Annotated in this window: 20 protein-coding genes; 4 read left to right on the plus strand and 16 right to left on the minus strand. The window is 43.1% G+C overall.

The features are described 5' to 3' along the window. The first annotated feature begins 213 nt into the window (after positions 1 to 213). Positions 214 to 1,212, plus strand: a complete 999-nt coding sequence (locus K0H61_RS08845; RefSeq protein ID WP_220052298.1) for a DUF4382 domain-containing protein — start codon at positions 214 to 216, stop codon at positions 1,210 to 1,212. Positions 1,213 to 1,455: 243 nt separating this feature from the next. Here the strand turns inward: K0H61_RS08845 and ttcA are convergent, their stop codons facing one another. The 11 genes from ttcA to ccoN form a co-directional block, all read right to left on the minus strand. Next, complete coding sequence (gene ttcA / locus K0H61_RS08850; RefSeq protein WP_220052598.1) at positions 1,456 to 2,415, minus strand: tRNA 2-thiocytidine(32) synthetase TtcA; 960 nt, start codon at positions 2,413 to 2,415, stop codon at positions 1,456 to 1,458. A gap of 79 nt (positions 2,416 to 2,494) precedes the next feature. Continuing rightward, entirely contained in the window at positions 2,495 to 3,427 is a 933-nt protein-coding gene (uspE, locus tag K0H61_RS08855; RefSeq protein WP_220052300.1) for a universal stress protein UspE, read from the minus strand. A 138-nt stretch (positions 3,428 to 3,565) separates the two neighbouring features. Continuing rightward, a complete protein-coding gene (etrA, locus tag K0H61_RS08860; RefSeq protein ID WP_220052302.1) occupies positions 3,566 to 4,318 on the minus strand; it encodes an electron transport transcriptional regulator EtrA in 753 nt (250 codons plus the stop codon). A 55-nt stretch (positions 4,319 to 4,373) separates the two neighbouring features. After that, on the minus strand, positions 4,374 to 5,078 hold the full coding sequence (locus K0H61_RS08865) for a sulfite exporter TauE/SafE family protein (protein ID WP_220052304.1): 705 nt from the start codon (positions 5,076 to 5,078) through the stop codon (positions 4,374 to 4,376). Beyond that, positions 5,075 to 5,284, minus strand: coding sequence for a cbb3-type cytochrome oxidase assembly protein CcoS (gene ccoS, locus K0H61_RS08870; RefSeq protein ID WP_220052306.1), 210 nt, complete (start codon positions 5,282 to 5,284; stop codon positions 5,075 to 5,077). The genes K0H61_RS08865 and ccoS overlap by 4 nt, the downstream gene beginning before the upstream one ends. A gap of 81 nt (positions 5,285 to 5,365) precedes the next feature. Continuing rightward, positions 5,366 to 7,759: a heavy metal translocating P-type ATPase gene (locus tag K0H61_RS08875; RefSeq protein WP_220052308.1), complete on the minus strand. Its 2,394-nt coding sequence runs from the start codon at positions 7,757 to 7,759 to the stop codon at positions 5,366 to 5,368. A 39-nt stretch (positions 7,760 to 7,798) separates the two neighbouring features. Next, complete coding sequence (locus K0H61_RS08880; RefSeq protein ID WP_220052309.1) at positions 7,799 to 8,275, minus strand: FixH family protein; 477 nt, start codon at positions 8,273 to 8,275, stop codon at positions 7,799 to 7,801. 107 nt (positions 8,276 to 8,382) lie between these two features. Next, positions 8,383 to 9,351: a cytochrome-c oxidase, cbb3-type subunit III gene (gene ccoP, locus K0H61_RS08885; RefSeq protein ID WP_220052310.1), complete on the minus strand. Its 969-nt coding sequence runs from the start codon at positions 9,349 to 9,351 to the stop codon at positions 8,383 to 8,385. Further along, positions 9,351 to 9,527, minus strand: coding sequence for a cbb3-type cytochrome oxidase subunit 3 (locus tag K0H61_RS08890; RefSeq protein ID WP_220052312.1), 177 nt, complete (start codon positions 9,525 to 9,527; stop codon positions 9,351 to 9,353). The genes ccoP and K0H61_RS08890 overlap by 1 nt, the downstream gene beginning before the upstream one ends. Before the next feature lie 11 nt (positions 9,528 to 9,538). Beyond that, a complete protein-coding gene (gene ccoO, locus K0H61_RS08895) occupies positions 9,539 to 10,165 on the minus strand; it encodes a cytochrome-c oxidase, cbb3-type subunit II (RefSeq protein WP_220052315.1) in 627 nt (208 codons plus the stop codon). 12 nt (positions 10,166 to 10,177) lie between these two features. Continuing rightward, a complete protein-coding gene (gene ccoN, locus K0H61_RS08900; protein ID WP_220052319.1) occupies positions 10,178 to 11,614 on the minus strand; it encodes a cytochrome-c oxidase, cbb3-type subunit I in 1,437 nt (478 codons plus the stop codon). A gap of 219 nt (positions 11,615 to 11,833) precedes the next feature. Here ccoN and K0H61_RS08905 point away from each other — a divergent pair, with 219 nt between their 5' ends. Beyond that, a complete protein-coding gene (locus K0H61_RS08905; RefSeq protein WP_220052599.1) occupies positions 11,834 to 12,319 on the plus strand; it encodes a hypothetical protein in 486 nt (161 codons plus the stop codon). Between the two features lie 781 nt (positions 12,320 to 13,100). Continuing rightward, positions 13,101 to 14,396: a tyrosine-type recombinase/integrase gene (locus K0H61_RS08910; protein ID WP_220052320.1), complete on the plus strand. Its 1,296-nt coding sequence runs from the start codon at positions 13,101 to 13,103 to the stop codon at positions 14,394 to 14,396. Positions 14,397 to 14,967: 571 nt separating this feature from the next. On the opposite strand, the gene K0H61_RS08915 is transcribed toward K0H61_RS08910, so the two are convergent. From K0H61_RS08915 to K0H61_RS08935, 5 genes are all read right to left on the minus strand, one after another. Continuing rightward, a complete protein-coding gene (locus K0H61_RS08915; RefSeq protein ID WP_220052321.1) occupies positions 14,968 to 16,224 on the minus strand; it encodes a Y-family DNA polymerase in 1,257 nt (418 codons plus the stop codon). Continuing rightward, positions 16,212 to 16,991, minus strand: a complete 780-nt coding sequence (locus K0H61_RS08920; RefSeq protein WP_220052322.1) for a LexA family protein — start codon at positions 16,989 to 16,991, stop codon at positions 16,212 to 16,214. The genes K0H61_RS08915 and K0H61_RS08920 overlap by 13 nt, the downstream gene beginning before the upstream one ends. A gap of 89 nt (positions 16,992 to 17,080) precedes the next feature. Next, the gene (locus K0H61_RS08925) at positions 17,081 to 17,266 is read right to left on the minus strand and encodes a carbon storage regulator (protein ID WP_220052323.1); all 186 of its coding nucleotides are present in this window, start codon (positions 17,264 to 17,266) and stop codon (positions 17,081 to 17,083) included. A 55-nt stretch (positions 17,267 to 17,321) separates the two neighbouring features. After that, positions 17,322 to 17,897, minus strand: coding sequence for an SOS response-associated peptidase (locus K0H61_RS08930; protein ID WP_220052326.1), 576 nt, complete (start codon positions 17,895 to 17,897; stop codon positions 17,322 to 17,324). Positions 17,898 to 18,400: 503 nt separating this feature from the next. Continuing rightward, entirely contained in the window at positions 18,401 to 19,075 is a 675-nt protein-coding gene (locus K0H61_RS08935; RefSeq protein WP_220052328.1) for a hypothetical protein, read from the minus strand. A gap of 680 nt (positions 19,076 to 19,755) precedes the next feature. Here K0H61_RS08935 and K0H61_RS08940 point away from each other — a divergent pair. Further along, on the plus strand, positions 19,756 to 21,123 hold the full coding sequence (locus tag K0H61_RS08940; RefSeq protein ID WP_220052329.1) for a diguanylate cyclase domain-containing protein: 1,368 nt from the start codon (positions 19,756 to 19,758) through the stop codon (positions 21,121 to 21,123). The last annotated feature ends 119 nt before the right edge of the window (positions 21,124 to 21,242 follow it).

Genomic DNA, 21,242 nt, shown 5'->3' on the forward strand with positions numbered 1-21,242 from the left:
GCATGAGAAGATTGAAAGACCTTTTACTGCCTTACTTCTACCTCAAAGAGAATAGCGAATTGTCGGTTCTGAATGGCTGCTCACAAATCGAGCATTAATCTATTAATTTGTAAATTTACTGCAGGTTGACTTGATTAAGATCACACTTTTTAACCTCCTTTCCCATGATGATTTTCGATGTTACTGAATCGTTAGAATCATGAGGAGGTTAAAATGTCGTTTTATAAATCTATGTCTGTGTTTTTCTGTCTATTTTTGGTTGCTTGTGGAGGCAGTGACGACAAGAGCAGTGTTTCTCCTACTATTCCCGCAACTGCAGTGCCAACAGGAACAGTGAGCATTGCAATATCAGACTCCCCAATGAAGGGGGTTGTCGCAGTGATGCTGCAACTGGATGAATTAGTGATGACAGATGCTGCGAATATTGAGCACCATTATTCATTACAACATAAGCGCTTAAATTTGCTTAATTACCCAGGAAGTCAAAGCGCGACGATTGTTGATGGTTTGTCTATTCCTGTGGGTGATTATCACAATGTGTACATGTCGGTGATCGCTGGTGATGGTAATAACGGCTGCTATGTAGAAGATGGCCAAGGCATTCATCCCATGCAGGTTGAAGATGATCAGCTACCGCTGATGAACTTCTCCGTTGCAGACAATCAACACTCCCGTTTTACGATGGAAGTTGGGCTGTATATGGGGCTCAATCACGATCAGAACTACAACTATACCTTAAGTCATCATGGCAGTTGGTCAATTAATAATGCTGTGATGGGGCATTTGTTGGGAGAAATGGATCCCCAATGGATTGCCGAGTGTGAAGCGAATCATGCCGCAATGCTTCCCTCAGGAGGCGTGTTTACTCATCTGGTTTATCTGTATTCCAATAGGGTCACAAGCCTTGCACAAATGGGGGATATGCATGATTCGATGAATAGCGATCATGCGATTCCCATCACCGTCGCACCTTTGAAACAAGATAGTGCAGGCAACTGGTATTTTGCGATGGGGTATCTTCCTGCAGGCACATATCGAGTTGGCTATAGCTGCCTAGGAGATTTTGATAATCCGCATACCGATGACATGCAAAATGGTTCATTTTCTTTGTTTGCAGATGCGGGCACTGTGACAATCAAAACAGGGACTCATGGTGGAAGCCAAACCGTTATGCAATGTGGAATGGGAAATGGTGGTCACCACGGCGGGTAAGGCTTTAATATTTTAGACGCTGGCGAGAGGGTGTTAACAGCGAAATGTCACCTTCGCCATTGTATCAACCTAGGTTTTGAGCGGAATATATATCTTATAAGGTGTTTCTAAAGAATAATCACTTCATATTCACTCACTACAACTGAGGGAATATTAAGTTAAAAAGCCCACATCAGTGGGCTACTTTTTAGCATCTTGACCTGCAATAGGTCGAGCTTAAGTGCATTGGCACTTTGCTGATAACTAGTTCACTTCGTAGACATTTACGATATCAATACGTTTAGCGGCATCTAGATCAATATGGCCGCTATTTGATATATCCAAAAAGTCAAAAGCGGGTAGGTCAGCTTCTGCTACATCGCCCTTCATCGGCGCATTTGGGTCACGCTTTAATGACACAAAATCAAATTGCTCACGGTCAACGCCTTGAGACGGCGCGGTGTTTTGCATTGCCGTGAAAATGGTCTCAATACGGCCTGGATATTGTCTATCCCATTGTTTTAGCATGTCTTTAACGGCTTGACGCTTTAGGTTTTCCTGTGAACCGCAGAGGTTGCAAGGGATAATGGGGAATTTTTTAAGCTCGGCGTATTCTTCTAAGTCCTTTTCACGGCAATAGGCCAGAGGGCGAATAACCACATTGGCACCGTCATCAGACAATAGCTTAGGTGGCATTGCTTTCATCTTGCCGCCGAAGAACATATTGAGGAACAAGGTTTCGATGATATCGTCCCTGTGGTGACCTAGGGCAATCTTAGTTGCACCAATGCGCTGGGCAAAACCATATAGGGTGCCACGACGTAAACGTGAGCACAGTGAGCAGGTCGTTTTACCTTCTGGAATTTTTTCCTTCACAATCGAGTAAGTGTCTTTCTCGAGGATGTGGTACGGAATATTTAAGGTATCGAGGTACGCAGGCAACACCTCTTCAGGGAAACCGGGTTGTTTTTGATCGAGGTTAACCGCAATAATTTCAAACTGAACCGGTGCACGTTGCTGCAGATTAATCAAAATATCCAGCATAGCGTAACTGTCTTTACCACCACTTAAGCAGCACATTACGCGGTCGCCATCTTCAATCATGTTGTAGTCGGCAATGGCGCTACCCACTTCTCTGCGCAGACGTTTCTGCAATTTATTCAAACGGGTAGTTTGCTTTTTTGATAATTCTTCAGATGTAACTTCAGACATAGCTTCCAACATAAAAAACGCGCCCAGTAACTCAGTTTCAGGGCGCGTATTATTCCAGCTATCGAAGTCGCGGTAAAGAGCACTGTGCTGCTTATGCCTGTTCGAGCGGCGATTTATAACCATCGGGTTTGATGGCTAGCAGATCGCAGTTAATGCTATCGATGACATGTTCAGCTGTGTTACCAATGAGTGCGGCTGAAAATCCAGTGCGGCCAACCGTTCCTAAGATAACGAGCTCGGCATCAAGTTGCTCTGCAAGTTCTGGGATAACATCCTCAGGTAAACCTTCTTTGACATGGCAGCGATTAGGGTCAATGCCGTAGGCGTTGGCAAGGTAATGAACACGCTGTTCGTGCTGCATACGAATGGTATCGTTATAGGTTTGAGCGTCAAAATCGGGTAATTCAATTGCTAGGTTCACTGGGGTACCAGGATAACCGTTCACCAAGTGGACTTCGGCCGCAAACTTAGTCGCTAAATCCTTGGCATGCTCGATAATCTTGCCATTGAGCATTTGATGATCGGTATCTTCACTAGCTACGTTTACCGCGCAGAGAATTTTACCGGCTTCCGGCCAATCATGGTCTTTGACCATCAATACCGGTACCGGTGCTTTGCGCATTAAATGCCAATCGGTTGGGGTAAAAATCACCGCTTTTAACTTGTCGTGGGCATGGGTGCCTTTAACGATTAAGTCGTACTTGCCATTGATGGCATGATTAATGATGCTCTCAAAGGGGCGATTATGCCAAATCACTTGGGTATCAATCTGTAAATTCAAGTGTTGATAGGCGGTGAGGAGATCGGCTATCCAAGCTAGGCGCTGGTCAATTACACCTTGACGCATGGCCTCACGCTCTTGGCTAGACAAAATGGAGGTCATTTCGTAGGAAAAATCGAAGATAGAAAGAAACACCGTCACATGGGCATTACTTTTACTGGCTAATGCCACTGCACGGGCGAGGGCAACTTGATGTTCTGTTGTGGGATCAACCACCACCAGTATTTTATGATAGTCCTTCATAGGATGTTCCTTTTTTCATAGGCTCATCTTCATCATGAGCCTTTTGTTGTGTTTTGTATTGTTCTAGATCAAATCTCTAATCAAAACCAGTACCTAACGCAAAAAATCCATTTAAAAGACATTCTTATATTGGAAGTACTACCTTGCGATGCGGGCGTTACCCGCTAATAAATTGAGTTCGTTGGGCTCGACGATGGTAATGTACTTACCTTTAACTTCGATAAGCCCCGATTTTTGAAAACGGCCTAATAAACGACTGATAGTTTCAACGGTTAAACCTAGATAATTACCAATATCGCCGCGGGTCATGGTCAGGCGAAATTCTTTGTGGGAAAAGCCACGATTGCCAAAGCGATTAGCCAAGTTACTGATAAAGGCTGCGAGACGTTCTTCAGCATTCTTTTTACTAAGTAGTAAAATCATTTCCTGATCGCTCATGATTTCATTGCTCATGAGGCGCATGATTTGCTGGCGTAATTTCGGCATAGTGCCTGACAGTTCATCGAGGACATTAAAGGGGATTTCACAGACCATAGATGTTTCTAATGCTTGGGCAAAACTTTGATGCTGCTGAGCGTGAATGCCATCGAAACCAATCACATCGCCTGCGAGATGAAATCCGGTGATTTGTTCATCACCTTGCTCTGTAATAGTGTAACTTTTGATGGTACCCGAACGAATGGCAAACAGTGATTTTAGCGGGTCACCTGATTTGAAAATCTGCTCACCTTTTTGAATCGGCTTTTTACGTTCGATGATTTCGTCGAGTTGATCGAGTTCGTTGGTATTGAGCGTAAATGGGATACAGAGGGTACCCATGCTGCAATCGTGACAATGAATTGTGCATCCACCAGATGCGGGGCGACGGTTTTTATTCTGTTCTATTGTCATGTCGGTTCTCGAGTTAATCCACTAATGTCATGGTAAACCAATTAAGAATGTAGGGCTAGTTAAGCTGGGACACCGCGATATATAAAGTTTGCCCGCCAAAACCAATTAATACTAATCCGCTCAATAATCTAAAGGTTTTATGCTGTACCCAAAGCGACAGCTGCTTTGCGGCAACCCCCGCACTTAGTAGCGCAGGTAATGTGCCAAGCCCAAAGGCCAGCATAATCAATCCCCCTTCAATCGCATCCCCTGAGGCCACAGACCAGGTTAGCGTGCTGTACACCAGTCCACAGGGGAGCCAACCCCAGATCATTCCAGCGATGATAGCCTGTGAAGGCGTTTTGATAGGTAAAATGTGTTGAGCTAAGGGTTTCAAGCTTTGCCATAATACTTGACCTAAGCGCTCTATGTAGGTGATGCCTGCCCAAATTTTGGCAATATAAAGTCCGGTGGCTATCATCATCAACCCCGCGATAATCCGCAGCACCAATAGGTAAGAATCCAATTCAAACAGATGGCCAAGCATTGCGGAAGAACCGCCAACCAAGGTGCCTGCAAGGGTGTAACTTAAAATCCGACCTAGGTTATAACTTAGCAGGAACGAAAGTTGATGGGCGAGTTGATTTTGATGATGTGATCCGAGTTTAGGATTAGGTAATTGAGCTGAAAAGGCCCCAACCAAACCTGAGCACATGCCAAAGCAGTGGGCCGCCCCCATCAAACCGACAAGAAAGGCGCCAGTGATATTATATTCAATCACAGTGGCAGGCCTTTATCCTGTGCAGTTGAACTTGCTGAAGGGTGGTCACTCGACGTAGGTTTTTTGGGTTCTTCATCAAATAGTATCGACACGCTTTGTCTGTCTAAATCATCAAATTGCTCCGATTTAACCGCCCAAAAGAAGACGGCGACGGCAATCATAACGAAGATCATCGCGATAGGGATTAAGACATAAATAATGCTCATGGCACGATCCTATTTGTTATTGTTATGGTTTAAAGTGCTAATGTTTAAAGCTCAAATATCCAATAAGTTAAATTAAAATACCTATTGTTTAAACCGCAGCAGTCGCAAACTGTTCGCCACGACAATGAGGGAACTTGCCGACATGCCAAGTGCGGCAATATAGGGCGCCACATGGCCAGTGACCGCTAGCGGTAAAATAAGGGCATTATAACCAATGGCCCACAGCAAATTTTGCCGAATAATATTATTGGTCAGTGTAGCAACCGAAACTGCCTGAGTGAAGCGTGATAAATGGTCACCGAGGAGGATTAAATCGGCGCTGTTTTTAGCAATCGCACTGCCACTCCCCATGGCGACGGATAAATCGGCTCCCGCCAAGACTGGCGCATCATTAATGCCATCGCCGAACATGGCGACAGGGTGTGTTTGCTGCAATTGTTTCACAAGTTTGAGTTTGCCTTCGGGTGTTAACCCTGTATGCACATCTTCAATTGCGAGTGTTTGTGCTAACTGCTTCACATGCCCAGAACTGTCGCCGCTGGCGATACTGACCTTTAGGCCCCGTTGTTTAAGCTCAGATACGGTGAGTAGACTGTCGCATCGGACATTGTCATTGATTTCAATCGCCGCAATTGGCTGGTTTTGATCTTTAATGACTCGCGAAAGCCAAATTTGCTGTTTCGCACTATTTTCCTCGGCTCCCGTGAAAATGGCATTGCCAATACGATACTGACAGCCGTTGATGACAGCTTGAATACCAAACCCTACCTCATGGTGGATATCTTCTACTTTAAATTGATGATCAACATAGGGCGCGAAGGCGGCAGCAATGGGGTGACGCGAGCTAGATTCAAGTGCTGCAGCAATGGCCAGAACCTGCTCTTTAGGCAATTCACTCAATAAGGTGATGTCACCAACCGATAACGTACCGCAGGTGAGGGTGCCTGTCTTATCAAACACCACATGCTTTATTTTCGGTAGCTTTTCGAACACGCCCGCTTTACGCGTGATAATACCTAAGCGAGTAAAAATGGCGGTTGCACAGGTTACTGCGGTTGGCGTTGCTAACGCCAAAGCGCAGGGGCAGGTAGCTACCAGGACTGAGAGGGTGACCCAAAAGGCATCGTCAGGTGAGATTTGATGCCAAACAAGATACGTTATCAGCGCGATGGTAAGGATAGTACCGGAGAAATAACGGGAAAGTTTATCCGCTAGCAGGGCTACTGCCGGCTTAGTGTTTGATGCTAGTTCCTGCAGGCGAATGATTTCAGCAACCAATTGATCTTGCCCAAGCGCGGTAACTTTTATCTTAAGCGGTTGCTCTATGTTAATCGTACCCGCATAGACTTCACTATTGGCTTGCTTATCAATTGGCATTTGCTCACCGGTCAGCATCGCCTCATTAATGCTACTGTGACCTTCAACCACCATTCCATCGGCGGCAACCATCTCACCGGGTTTCACTAAAATAATATCGTTTAATCGCAATTTCTTTGCTGGGATTTCTTCAATATTGTTATCCGTGACCAGATGCGCCGTTAACGGTACTAACTTATGCAAATTACTGGAGCTTACCGATGCCTTTTGCCGCGCCTTTTGCTCGAAATAACGTCCAAGCAGCAGGAAGAAGGTAAACATAGAAACCGATTCGAAATACACCTCGCCAGTGCCTTTTACGGTGGCAAAACAGCTGGCGACATAGGCGCCGCCGATGGCGATGGATACTGACACATCCATATTGAGCTTGCCGCTTAGTAAGGTACGAATGGCACTGAAATAAAATGGTTGAGCGGAATAGAGTACAACGGGGGTCGCGAATATCATACTGACCCAGCGGAAATAATCACGGTACTGCACGTCAAGATCGGTAAAATAGCCCGTATAGAGCGCCAAGGCGAACATCATTACCTGCATAGTGGCAAAACCCGCTAAGCCTAAACGCAGCAAAAATTTGCGGCTATTGTGCTTTGCCAATTGTTCCTGCTCATCTACCTGATAGGGCGCAGCCTGATATCCAATACGGCTAATTTGCCCCAAAATATCACTGAGTTTGATTTGGGTGTTATCCCAAGTGATCATCGCCCGCTGTGTAGTGGAATTGACCATCACTTGTTGGATGCCACTAAGCTGTTTTACCTTATGTTCAATTAACCAAGCACAGGCGGCGCAGGTGATGCCATCAATTGAAAGCGACACCGAATCAATGCTGTCCTTTGAGTGAACAAAATCCTGCTGTACTTCGGGTAAGTCGTAGGCACTAAAAGCATTAAGCGCGTCGGGCACTAGTGCGGTTTGTTTGCTACCCGGCTCAGTGCGAAATTTGTAATAACTTAAAAGACCCGCATCGACAATCGCTTGGGAGACAGCTTGGCAACCCGGACAACACATGAGTTCATCATTACCGTTGATATGGGTGACAAATTGATTGCCTGTCAATACAGGCTCATTACAGTGAAAACAACTTAAGACTGTCATAGGAATACTTCTAGTTCATCACCGATAATGAAAGCTGAATTAGTTCAACCACACTTGGACGTTATCTTTTAGTTCTACGCGTTGATGAATGCGCCACTTCCCATCAAACCCTTCAAGGCGTACCTCCCAAGCCCCTGTCAGCACTTCGGGTAGGGTGATACGATATACACGGTTGGCATCGGCAGTGACTGTCAGTTTAATGTCTTTGTCTGCAATTGTTGGGTGGTAAAATTCAACTTTCAATGCAGCTTGATACTCTGGACCTCCGTGCTGGGTCAACAGTAGTTGTTGATGCTGCTCTAGTTGCCACTGCATGCCAATTTGCTTGGCATATTTAACTTTGCTGAGATCCATATTGATGGCTTTACCATCCTTGTAATAATCGGTCGCCACAAGGGAATCTGAGTTTGTGATGGCAATTTTTAGGGTGGCGAAACTCGCAATGACAGCGCATAAAGGCAGAATAATGAGAAACCAAGGCCAAAACTGCTTATACCAGGGTTGTTGTTCGATCATGTCTAATTCCATTATGAATTTTGTGCCATTTTACCGTTAAAACAGGGCATTAGCACCTTAAAAAAAAGGCCTCGATAGGGTCGAGGCCTTATTCCAGCTTATGTTAACTACTTGTTCGACAAGCTATAAACATAAGCTGATATAACGTGAACTTTCTCTTCACCGAGAACATCCTTCCAAGCAGGCATGACACCAGCACGGCCATGCTTGAGGGTCTCTTCGATCATGCCACGACTGCCACCGTATAACCAAACATCGTCGGTTAAGTCAGGAGCACCCATTAGCTTGTTACCTTTCGCGTCCATACCATGGCAGGCAAAACAGCCTTTCATGAATGAACCTTGGCCCTGTGCAGCCAAAGTTGCATCGTGTTCACGGCCTGATAACTTAACGACATATTCGGCAAGACCGGCAATTTCGCTATCATCAATTGGCAGACCACCTTTAGGGGGCATCATACCATGGCGTCCGTTCATGATAGTGGTTTTGATGGTTGCCAAATCGCCACCATATAACCAATCACTGTCTGTCAGGTTCGGGAAGCCCTTGCTACCGCGTGCATCAGAACCATGGCACTGAGCACAGTTTTGCAAGAACAAACGACCACCCACTTTTAGTGCCTCTTGGTTTTTCACCAGCTCCTCGAGTGGTGTTGCCAAGTAAGCCGCGAAAATTGGGCCATATTTATCGTTAGCGTGTTTGACTTCCTGATCGTACTGCACATAACGGCCTTCTTTGGCTGCTAATTCAATCGCAGCAGCAGAATCGGCCTTAATGCCTTTTTCTGTACCGATGCTTTGGTTAGAGCTAGTCCAATTAAGTAGGCCTTGGTAGTTACCTAAGCCAGGGAACAAGGCTAGGTAAATTAAACCAAACACGATTGTGATATAGAACATATAACTCCACCATTTTGGCAGTGGGTTATTGAGTTCTTCGATACCATCGAAACTGTGCCCCATAGATTCACCTTCTTCTACGTGCGTATTGTTCTTAGAACAGGCGCGCAGCAGGAAGATACATCCAGCAATCACAATTAACGAGAGTACGCTAATCCAAATACTCCAGAAGCTACTCATTACTTATTCTCTCCTGAGTCCTTCGATACCTTTGTGAGTTCCTCATCGGAAAACACTAGGTTAGCTGCTTCATCAAAGGCTTTTTGACGACGCGAGCTATATGCCCAAGCAAATATACCGACGAAGGTCAGCATCACAATGAGGGTTAATATTCCTTGTAATGTGCCGTAATCCATATATTGCCTCCTTATTTGAGTGCGTGACCCAAAGACTGAAGATATGCAATCAAGGCTTCGAGTTCGGTTTTACCTTCTACCGCCTTCTGAGCACCTGCAATTTCTTCGTCGGTGTATAGATCGTTACCCTTGTAACCGCCTTTATGCATGTTACGTAGAATAGTCATCTTGTCACCGGTCAATTTGCCGTCTAGCTTATTCTCGGCAAGCCAAGGGAAGCCTGGCATATTCGATTGGGGTACCACTGCACGTGGGTCAATCATGTGAACTTCATGCCATTTGTCGCTGTAGCGACCACCCACACGGGCCAAATCTGGGCCTGTACGTTTAGACCCCCATTGGAAAGGGTGATCCCAAACGGATTCACCGGCCACAGAGTAGTGACCGTAGCGCTCAGTTTCAGCACGAAGAGGGCGGATCATTTGGCTGTGGCAGTTGTAACAACCTTCACGCACATAAATATCGCGACCTTCAAGCTGCAGCGCTGTATAAGGCTTTAAACCTTCAACGGGTTCAGTGGTGTCCTTTTGGAAAATCAGCGGCGTGATCTCAACCAAGCTACCAAAGCTGATAGCAATCACGGTAAAGATCGCGAGCAATCCGATGTTTTTCTCAACTATTTCATGATTAAATTTCATCGTAATTGCTCCTTAAGCTGCGTTTGCTTCAGCCAGTGCTGGCAATGAATCTTTAGGGGCTTTCACGGTGCGGAAAACGTTATATGCCATTAACAACATACCGGTCACGAAGAAACAGCCACCGAGGAAACGGACAAAGTAGAATGGATAAGACGCTTCTAGACCTTCAACAAAGCTATAGGTCAAGGTACCGTCAGCGTTTACTGCACGCCACATTAGACCTTGCATTACACCCGAAATCCACATTGCAACGATATACAGTACAGTACCGATAGTCGCTAACCAGAAATGGACGTTGACTAACTGAGTGCTATACATGCGGCCATGGCCATAAAGTACTGGCACTAAGTGGTAAAGTGAACCAATAGACACCATCGCTACCCAGCCTAGCGCGCCTGAGTGAACGTGACCTACGGTCCAGTCTGTGTAGTGGGAGAGGGCGTTAACCGTCTTGATTGCCATCATTGGGCCTTCAAAGGTAGACATACCGTAGAATGACAATGAAACAACTAGGAAACGCAATACAGGATCGGTACGCAGTTTGTGCCAGGCACCAGATAAGGTCATGATACCGTTGATCATACCACCCCATGAAGGCGCGAATAGGATCAGCGACATTACCATACCTAATGACTGGGTCCAGTCAGGCAGCGCAGTGTAATGTAAATGGTGAGGGCCAGCCCAAATATAAAGTGCAATCAACGCCCAGAAGTGGACGATAGACAGACGGTAAGAATAAACAGGACGACCTGCTTGCTTAGGAACGAAGTAATACATCATCCCCAAGAAGCCAGCTGTAAGTAAGAAACCTACCGCATTATGACCATACCACCATTGCACCATTGCATCGACGGCGCCACTGTACATTGAGTAAGACTTAAATAAGCTTACTGGCACAGCCATTGAGTTAACAATGTGAAGTACGGCAACGGTAATGATAAATGCACCAAAGAACCAGTTCGCGACATAAATATGCGATGTTGTTCGTTTGATAATAGTGCCGAAGAACACTACTGCATAGGAAACCCAAACGATCGCAATAGCGATATCGATTGGCCATTCTAATTCAGCATATTCTTTACCACTGGTGTAACCCAATGGCAGGGTAATGACGGCTGATAGAATGATGGCTTGCCAACCCCAGAAGGTAAATGCGGCTAATTTAGGCGCAAATAAACGGGTTTGACAGGTGCGTTGTACGACATAATAGGATGTTGCGAAAAGGGCTGATGTTCCGAACGCGAAAATCACCGCATTGGTGTGTAATGGTCGCAAGCGACTATACGTTAACCAAGGGGTATCGAAGTTCAGATGTGGCCAGATTAACTGAGCCGCAATCAATACACCGACTGACATACCAACAATACCCCACAATACAGTGGTTAAGGCAAATTGGCGGACAATGGTGTAATTGTAATCAGCGCCGGTTGGCTGGGAATGGTTCATCATAATGCTTCCACTGCTTATTACTTTTCTTTTAGTAAAGCGAACTTTACCTGTTTATAGTGGCACAGAGCGGCTTTCCCTATTCGGGTTTTCACTCCGTGTCAATGCGTTAACCTCACATTAATGCTCAAAAGTAAGGCTAGACGATGATACTTGAGCATAGTCGAAAAAGAAACCGAAGATAGCCTTAGAAAGTTGATCCAGATCAACCTCTGCAATAGAATGTTAACATCTTGCAATGGAAGGTTAAAATTTGTGCAAAAACAGTACTATCTTCTCCTGTTGCCGCTAATATTGTTGGTAATTCTGACTGCTTCCGATAAAAACGTTGAAATACCATCAAAATCCATTGGAAATGATGCTTCATTGTGCGAGTTTAGTCGCGGGAAATGCCTTAAATCGATCGGGAATATTAATATTGAATTAAGCATGGACCCCGATGATGCACCCTCTGAAAAGCCGATAAAATTGAATATGCTATTCTCTGAAAATGTTGATGTTTTAAGTGTACGTTTAGAGGGAAGAGATATGTTTATGGGGGTTATCCCTGTAAATATTCATCAAATGGATAAAAATCATTATCAAGGGCAGTTTATCTATGGCTCATGTAGTAGTGGTTATATGGTGTGGCGTGGATTTATCGATTTCAATAAAAACGGAGAAAAGTATACTGCTATCTTTGACTTTTTAGCTGATAGCCCCAAATAAGCAATTACTTAATTAACGTAATAATAACAATCCTCTCAAAAAAGTACCAAGGTCAATATAGTCAATGATGGACTAATAGACTCGGTTTTAAGAGCGCTTTTTAGGCGGTTAACTTCTGTGTTCAACGCCGTAAATGCTTATCCATTCTTTGTGACGTTTTCGATAAATACATCGCGCCTAACACTCATGCTTATTTAGTTGGGGTTACATCTGCTGAAAAAATGACATGTTGTTGCTAAGTCTGAGAAGGAAGGGAACTTGCTTTAATCAACAAAGGACATGCCATCTTTGTAAAGAGTAGGGCGCTTCAATTTTAAGGAATAAGATCCATTGTGTTTGCTGCTCACTCCATAGTGATAAAACTTAAATACAGGCTTTAAGATAATGTCATTACTAATCATCCTAAGAGGAAGGTGAGTGACCATAATCAGTATTTAATGATAACAATTCCTATTTGCGAGTGGTATTTTGAAGTCTCTTTGCAAATAGTAGGGGTGAGCGATGCAGGAAAGGATACACCTTTCAATAAGTGTGGATAAATTAGCGCAACTTATTCGAAATGGTAGCTTATGTGCGGCGGATTTTACCTGTTTAGATACCCAATCAAAACGTCAAGTTTGGAAGCTGTGTCTTAGCTGTTGCCAAAATGGATTAAGCTGTGCGCAATGTACACATTTCAATTGTCGGAAAATTAGTATTAACGCAAATGCCGATAAATAACGTTATCGGCATTTGCGTTAAAGTATTATCATAGTCTAACTATCTAAAAATTATGAATAATATGAAAAACCCTCCGGCTTTACCGCTTTTTGATTCAATTGAATTCATTCAACAAGGTAATAGCGTCGTTAATCAATACATCACAGCGTTAAGTCTTGGGGATATTCCCGATGCTGGCTTGGTATTAGAGCACGCAAGTGATTGGTTATTCGAGCAAAAGCACAGCGAAAACAACTACAAAGCCTACCGTAGTGAGGTTACCACATTCCTGCATTGGTGCTTTGATGAAGCCTGTATTTCACCAACGCAGGTACTTCGTAAAGACATGAGCCGTTATGTTGATTACTGTTTAAACCCACCACAGGCACTTATTGGCTATTTCAATGTACCCCAATTTAAGCTCGATAAACTGCGGGGTGAGCGGGTACCTAATGAGTTGTGGCGTCCATTTGTGGGCAAGAAAAAACTCGGGCAAATTCAGCCATACACCTTAAGTGACAATGCGCTTAAGACTAAAATAGCCATCCTATCTTCATTTTATAGTTATCTTATGAGTGAGGAGTTTTGTGAGCGAAACCCGGCACAAATCTGGCTTAATCACAGTCGATTCTCCGTCAATAAACAGTTTGTACGTCAATCCGATGATGATGAAAACACATTAGCTTTCACACAATTACAATGGTCCTATGTAATGAGCACTGTGACAAAACTTGCTCAGGATACACCAGAAGTTCACGAGCGCAGTTTATTCTTAATTTCATTAATTTATTCCTGCTATTTGCGTATTTCTGACGTTTCGGCAAGGGTTGGTTATTCGCCTGTTATGGGACAATTTAGACAAAATCTGCAGTCCGGAATTTGGAGTTTTCATATTCCGCAAAGTAAAGGTGGCAAAAAACGCAGTGTTGCGATTTCAAAAGCGTTGTTGGCGGGTTTAGTTAACTATCGGCAGTTTTTAGGCTTATCTGATTTACCAAGCCAAAATGATGGTCATCCATTGTTCGTTCGTCACCGTGCAGCAGGACGTGGCCGTGAAGTCGGTGTCATCAATGCAAACCTAGGCATTCGCCAAATCCGTGATGATATTCAGTTCATTATTGATACTGCTGCAGATAATGCCCAAGCTGACGGTTTTGATTTCGACGCCCAGCAAATGCGCAAACTTACGGCCCATAATATTCGCCATACAGGAATAACTCATGACATCAATATTAATGGTCGTCCATTATCCCATGTGCAAGCCGACGCGGGACATGAAAGTATCGACACGACTTCAAAGTATTTACACACTACACAAGTCGAGCGACATGAAAGTGCGTTCAATAAGCCTTTAGATCATTTGCATGTACTTGACTGATATTGACAGAATCACAAGAGTTAGTGCTGATAATTGTGAAATGGCTAAATCGGCCCCCCAAATCCCTCCTACACAAAACTGCGCACAATGTATATTATGTTAAATTCATTGTGTTTGTGATCTTGTACATATGCAATTTGGTAATTGATCTTCCCGATGAAAATCCTTGATCAGATGAGAATAGCCCTACTTATTGAAATTTAAATTAAACATGTGATTTCAACCTTTGTAATCACGTCAAAAATGCCGATTTAATTTCCAAAAATACTGACTACGATTCCCAACAAAATTACCTAATTTCGTATTGATGAACGCGTTCCTACGTGCATGCTTTATCTTTTTCGTGAGGGTTTGCCGTCAGTTTTTACGCCTGTGGCGTCTAGACCTATTATTAATTAAGGTCTGAAATCGGTAATTGATGATTAACTTTGTGGTATGAAACGCTTTAAAGGAAAATACTGACTGGTTTTGATGACGTTTTACGGTTTATAAATGTTACGCTACGTGAATCTTTCGTTAGATAGCCTTGCTAAGTGTTCCAGAATTCACGTAGCGTCACCACTATTTGAGTTCAGCATTTGATGCTTGGTATGCAGTCCCATCTTGTCGAATATTGCGGTGTTAAAAACTCCCTTCGCATTGCCCATTTCTGTTCAATGCCTTGTGCGGCCAAAAACACGGTGTCACGTCCAAATTGTTGATTAATACTATCAAACGCAGTCATCAGCGCGGGATTGGCTTTAGCACGATTGAATAAATCAAACTGTTGAAAATACTCACTTTCAAGTTCTATTAGACCGACACCAATCTTGTAGTATCTGATACCTTGTCGAAATAATTGCGGCGCCGCGACCGTTATTGCTTGGGTCATTTCTATGGTGCAGTTCGTGGCGCATGGAAAATGAATCAGCGTTTTAAAGCCGAGTGGACGCTCATCGTAGGGAGAATTATTGGCAAAAATCAGCATGGTCTTACAACGAGAACCTTGTGCCCTCGCCTTTGCAGCTGCAATGCCGACGTGTTTACTGAGTGCTTGCAGTAATGAATCGAAATCCGTTATGCGTTCACCGACTGAGCGAGTCGAAAATATCTGTTGTTTATCGGCCTTCGTTTGGTCCCATTGCTTACAAGCCACACCGTTAAGTTCACGAACCGTTCGCTCGATTTCGACATTAAACTGCTTTCGTGCCAGTCCTGGCGGCATTTGTGCCAACTGATAGGCGCTACGAATTTCCATGAGCTCAAGCTTTTTACTGATTCTGCGCCCTATTCCCCAGACATCTGAGACTAAGAGCTGCTTGAGGATGGCAATGCGGTCAGGTTCATTATCAATTAGACAAACTCCTTGATAACCCGCTAATTTCTTGGCGGCATGATTGGCGGCTTTGGCTAAGGTCAATGTGGGTCCTAGTCCAACACACACAGGTAAACGTGCTTCTTTCCACACGGTTTTGCGGATGAGTTGACCATGGGTTAAAAGGCATGGAATGGCAGTGTGGCAATGTTTAAACGACAGGAAGGATTCATCGATGGAATAGATGTGCTGTTCTGGCGCAAACTGGCCAATGATGTCCATCATTTTTGCGGATAAATCCGCATAAAGCTCGTAGTTACTAGAGCATGCAATCACACCGAGCTTTTCGCATTGGGCCTTGACTTGAAAATAGGCGGCAAACTTAGGGATACCGAGCTCTTTTGCCTGGCGGTTTGCTGCCACAATACACCCATCATTATTGCTGAGGACGATGACAGGTTTTCCACGCCAGTCAGGACGAAAGACTTGTTCTGCCGAGCAATAAAACGAGTTGGCATCGACTAGTGCGTACATGGCCATGTACTCAATAATGACGATTTGAAATGGAAACGTACTGAACTTGTCACCACACCTTCCACACTGAAGGTATCGAAATCTCGAATTGGGATGGCAGGATAACGTTCATTTGATGACAGCAACAGCCTGCGTTTCTTATCAAATATTTTGCAAACAAACTCACCGTTAAACTGTCCGACGATAACGGAGCCTTGCTGAGCAAGGGTTTTCCTATCAACTATGATGACATCACCATTGAAAATGCCTTCATCCTGCATTGAATCTCCGCGAGCAATGCCGAACCAGGTCGCAGAAGGATGGCCTAAGAGCAAGTCATCAAGACCACCTCGCAGGTGTGAATACTCAAACGATGGCGCGACGATGCCCTTGATGTGCTGGTGTTGTCTGAGTGAACGAATGACGACGCCTTCAACCGTGAAGTCATCATAATCATGTATCGGTATTGTTTGTAGGTTTTCATCTGAAGACATCAGCTGCTTGTTTTGCTGGTCGAAGATTTTACAAATCCTCTCCCCGTTGTATTTACCGACGATAATGCAACCCGTTCTAGGGGTGACATGGCGGTCAACAACCAACAAATCATTGTCGAATATGCCCACCCGTTTCATCGAATCATCCGGTGCAGCATGAAAAAATGTTGCGCTGGGATGTAGTATCAACAAGTTATCGATACTTAATCGGCGCTGTGCGTATTCTGCTGCTGGACTTTCAAAGCCACTGATACCTGCGTGTGCAGGCCAAGGAATTAAGGGATAGACTCTCACTTTAATCACCACTGTATGGATATACAGTTATTATAGCGAGAGAAACTCCGTTAGCAAATGGTATTCATAATTCACTTATATTCAGTGGCTTAACGATAATTTAAATGGGGGTCATAAAGTTCATCACGTAAAATGCAGACGCTCAAATCAGCGTCGATACCGACTTTATCATCACCTAATGTGACGACTTTGATATCTGGCAATCTGTTGCCTTCTGCATCATAGATATTTGATAAATAAACACACTGCCCTGCTTTGCGAGTCACGATTAACATACAACCTCCTTGTCTTGTCGTTCTCACAAAGTGTAGAACAACTTTGTCGGTGGCTTTAACTACAAGGCTGTATTTTAATGGGAATGGTTACTGGAGGCATGAGCAAAGGCTCGAGCTCATTAATGGAAGAGCGAAGCCAAAAATCCATATCATTGGGCGGTATTAACAATGGCATGCGTGAATGATATTGAGCACACTGCTCGGTTGGCTTCGTTGTTAAGGTCACGACTTGGAATACGTCAGTAAACTCATAAAGGATACCTGCCATGTATAAAGGCGCATCATTCTGCTCGCTGAACAGGTATTTTTGTTTCTTTTTGCCCCCTTCAGCTCGCCATTCATACCAACCACTACAAGGGATTAAGCAACGATTGTCGCTAAATGCTTTAGCGAAGGTCTTCTTTTCACGAACAGATTCTGATTGAGCGTTGATAAGTAACGTCTTTGACCATAAAGGCTTGATGCCCCAGGCGCATGTTAGCACTTTAAATTGCGTATCATCGGTCACAATGGCTGAGATTTGCTCCGTCGGTCTTAAGTCAAGATTAGTCTGGGGACTATATCGGCTCCCTATTTGGGCAGAAACCCTATCGGCTATTGCCAGTCCATCAATACTTAAGCGACCACACATGTAGAATCCTCATCCAAAAAACAGAACTACCTTAAGCCTGAATGGAAACACCTGAGAGTATTTAATTTAACTCAGGATAGAAAAAATGGGACAAAAGCGTGTTAGGACTTTTGCTCTAATCATGACATTTCAGATTAGCAGAAGTGTGGCAATGGTTTATTCGCCAATCAAGGTCTGCTGTTCAAATTAGTAGATGCAACTGCGCCAGAGTCACACCCCAAACGACGGCGAGTTAAGATGAAAAGATTTGCCCCGATTTTACTGAACTTGAAAAAAGCGAAGATAAAATCTGTCGCTATTTTCGTCATGAGTTCAGCCAATAATCATTCCCCAAAAAATCAAATGGAACTTCAGGAACATCAATAATAAGTAAGTAGAATTTATACAAATAACCTAAGTTAGATCAATTATTGTTCTTGATTTAACTTAGGTTCTTACCAAAATAACAAACAATCTCATTTTAGAAAAAATCTCTGAATTGGAGAGAAAAATTCCAAAAAAATTTAGTTGGGAAATGTTATTGAATTCACACTAGGATCAGAGTTAAACGAAACGCGATATTCAAATCCGTTATCAACTTCATTAATCACAAAATTAACAAATCCTGATTTGTGCATCGGACTTTCATTGCCATTTGTAAAGTCGGCTGCAAATAAATCCAAATCCTCCTTAGTGGGTGAGACGAAATAAGCTAAACAAATTTTGTTATCACATCCAACTTTGTAATCAGTGAAATGTGAGTTTAACTTATAACTATGAATATATTCACTTAGACCGTTTTCAAACTTTACTGTTTCGAGAGTTTTATTTGGAACGTACTCCAGTTTACTTACCGCTGCATCAAAGCCTGTCCCTGACATAAGGGCTACTAATCTAGCTCCATCAACCGCATTACCTTTGTTAACTAGCTGAAGATCATTAAATTCACCTCTATCCACAACCTCTTCAATCGGAGTGATACTGACCGCTGTTTTATCTGCCAGCTTAGTAGCTTTTAATTCAGGATTAGTATTTTCTGTATACATCTCTGTACCACCTACTACTTTAATACTAGCAACAGATTCCAGAGAATTATTTGGCTCTACTTTGCCATTTTTACTAAAAACATAATAAGCAGTCATTCCTGCAACAATAATCGCCAGAGTTAGAATTGCTGAATTTTTATCTAGTGCGGTCATGATTATTTTTCATCTGTAGTTATAGTTGTTATGACCCTTCCCCCACAACAATTAACAATGTTAATAGTCCCATTTGATGACTGCGTTATTACGCAGCTATTTGTACATGTTGTTACAGTGCCAGCCAAAACGTAAAAAGAAGTCATAAACAAGAATAGTGAAACGATTGATTTTTTCATGAATAAATCCCTTTAATTTATCAGTGTTGATGAAGGTGGTAATTTCTCCAAATATATAATTGATTAATTCCACTTTAGCGTCAACAAACTAATAACACAAATTTACATTTTTCACATTGTGGTTGCATATCTATCAAAAATACTGTGTTTACCAACTAAATTTGACCAAAATTTTAGAATCTAACCAGAATCTTCAGTCGGATTTGTTTGGCCTTAATCATACATTGTAATTAGGTAAAAACACTTTGTAACATTACAAAAATTAGGTCTACTGCTTAGGGGAACCAAAGTCATATTCGATGTTCCCATCAAGCTTTGGGGCATCGTCGTATTAGAAACTCCCCCCTCCCTGCCAGAGGGGGCCAGGGGCAAACCTCTCTTAGTGGTCAATAAAATTCTGACGTTTAGTTCAAAACAGATTTTTTGACTCTGTCAATTATTCTGCTGTTCCTTGTTTGCTATGATTATTGAAACAAATAAATCCTTAAAATCTGAGAATTAATGAAATCGTCTCATCTCGGCTCAATTTTCCGCCCTCGTATCGGTTTTTGGTTTTTAACCATGGTGTACCTTGTCGTTAGCATGTTAATTCTTGGACTAATGACAAGTCTCTATTCAGAGCGCCATCGTGCTATAGCAACTGATATTATGCGTAATCAAATCGCACTCATTAGATCAGAAATTGAAGCATCAATTTTCATCGATACCTACCTTGCAGATAGTCTAGCGACTGTTGTAACCATTAATCCTGATTTTGCCATTGAAAATTGGGAAATGATCGCAACAAAATTAGTCGATAAAGCCCACTATGTCCGTAATGTAGGTATTGCTCCCAATGATGTCATCAGTCATGTATATCCACTACAAGGCAACGAGAAAGCCGTTGGATTTGATGTCAAAACTAACCCAGTGCAGAGGCGTTCGATTGAACTTGCTAAACAACTTGGAGGCGTCTATATCGCTGGCCCATTAACTCTCGTACAAGGTGGTCTTGGGCTCATCGCCCGCTACCCCATCTACAGTGATTACCCCTTAAATCAGGTATATTGGGGCAGTGTGAGTATTGTTATAGACTCCAACAAGTTGCTGATGAATTCAGGTATCACTCATGTGCAAGATGCCAACATCAGTATCAGAAAGGTCAATAAGGATGGCATTGGCGATTCAATCGTCTACGGTTCAGATTCCGTTTTTGAAGAGCCAGATATTGAATTACCAATTAATGTACCAAATGGCCAATGGACACTTGCAGCCAAATATCACTTAAAAGATGATCAACTTATCACCCTTGCCAAAGTAATAATTTACAGTATTGGCGGGTTTTCCGCGATTTTTACCTATTTTTTAATCGTATTACTCTATCGTAACTATCATTTAGCTCACAAAGCATCACTACGAGATGAATTAACCCAACTTTCAAATCGTCGTTGTTTAATGAATCAGCTACAAGAACTCTTGCAAAGAGCAGATAAGCCCATGTTCGCACTGCTAAACATTGATTTAAATGGCTTTAAAGGTGTAAATGATGAGTTAGGACATGCTGCAGGAGACGAATTATTAAAACATGTTGCCAATCTGCTAGTAGACAATGTACGCAATAGTGACACTGTTGCTCGTATTGGTGGTGATGAATTCATCGTAATTTTGCGAAATCTTGATTCCCCTAAACATATACAAGCCATGGTAGACAAAATTCAAACTGCGGTTAAATCTCATCCACTCATTTGGCAACAACAGCCCCTTAGGGCCTCTCTCAGTATCGGGTTTGCTGTATATGATGGAACCCAAACCTCTATTAACGAACTGCTTCAACAGGCAGATACACAGATGTACCAAGCTAAAGCTGAAGCTAAAAGGACAGAAACTTGAAAACTGAATTAGTAATGAATGATATCACTCTGAACCGCTACATTTGGACATCTCGCTAAGTGAACTGATCCAGTAATAGTAGACACTTTTAATCATTACTAAAATTCGCTCAACTTGAT

Source organism: Shewanella acanthi (genome assembly GCF_019457475.1).
GTDB lineage: Bacteria > Pseudomonadota > Gammaproteobacteria > Enterobacterales > Shewanellaceae > Shewanella > Shewanella acanthi.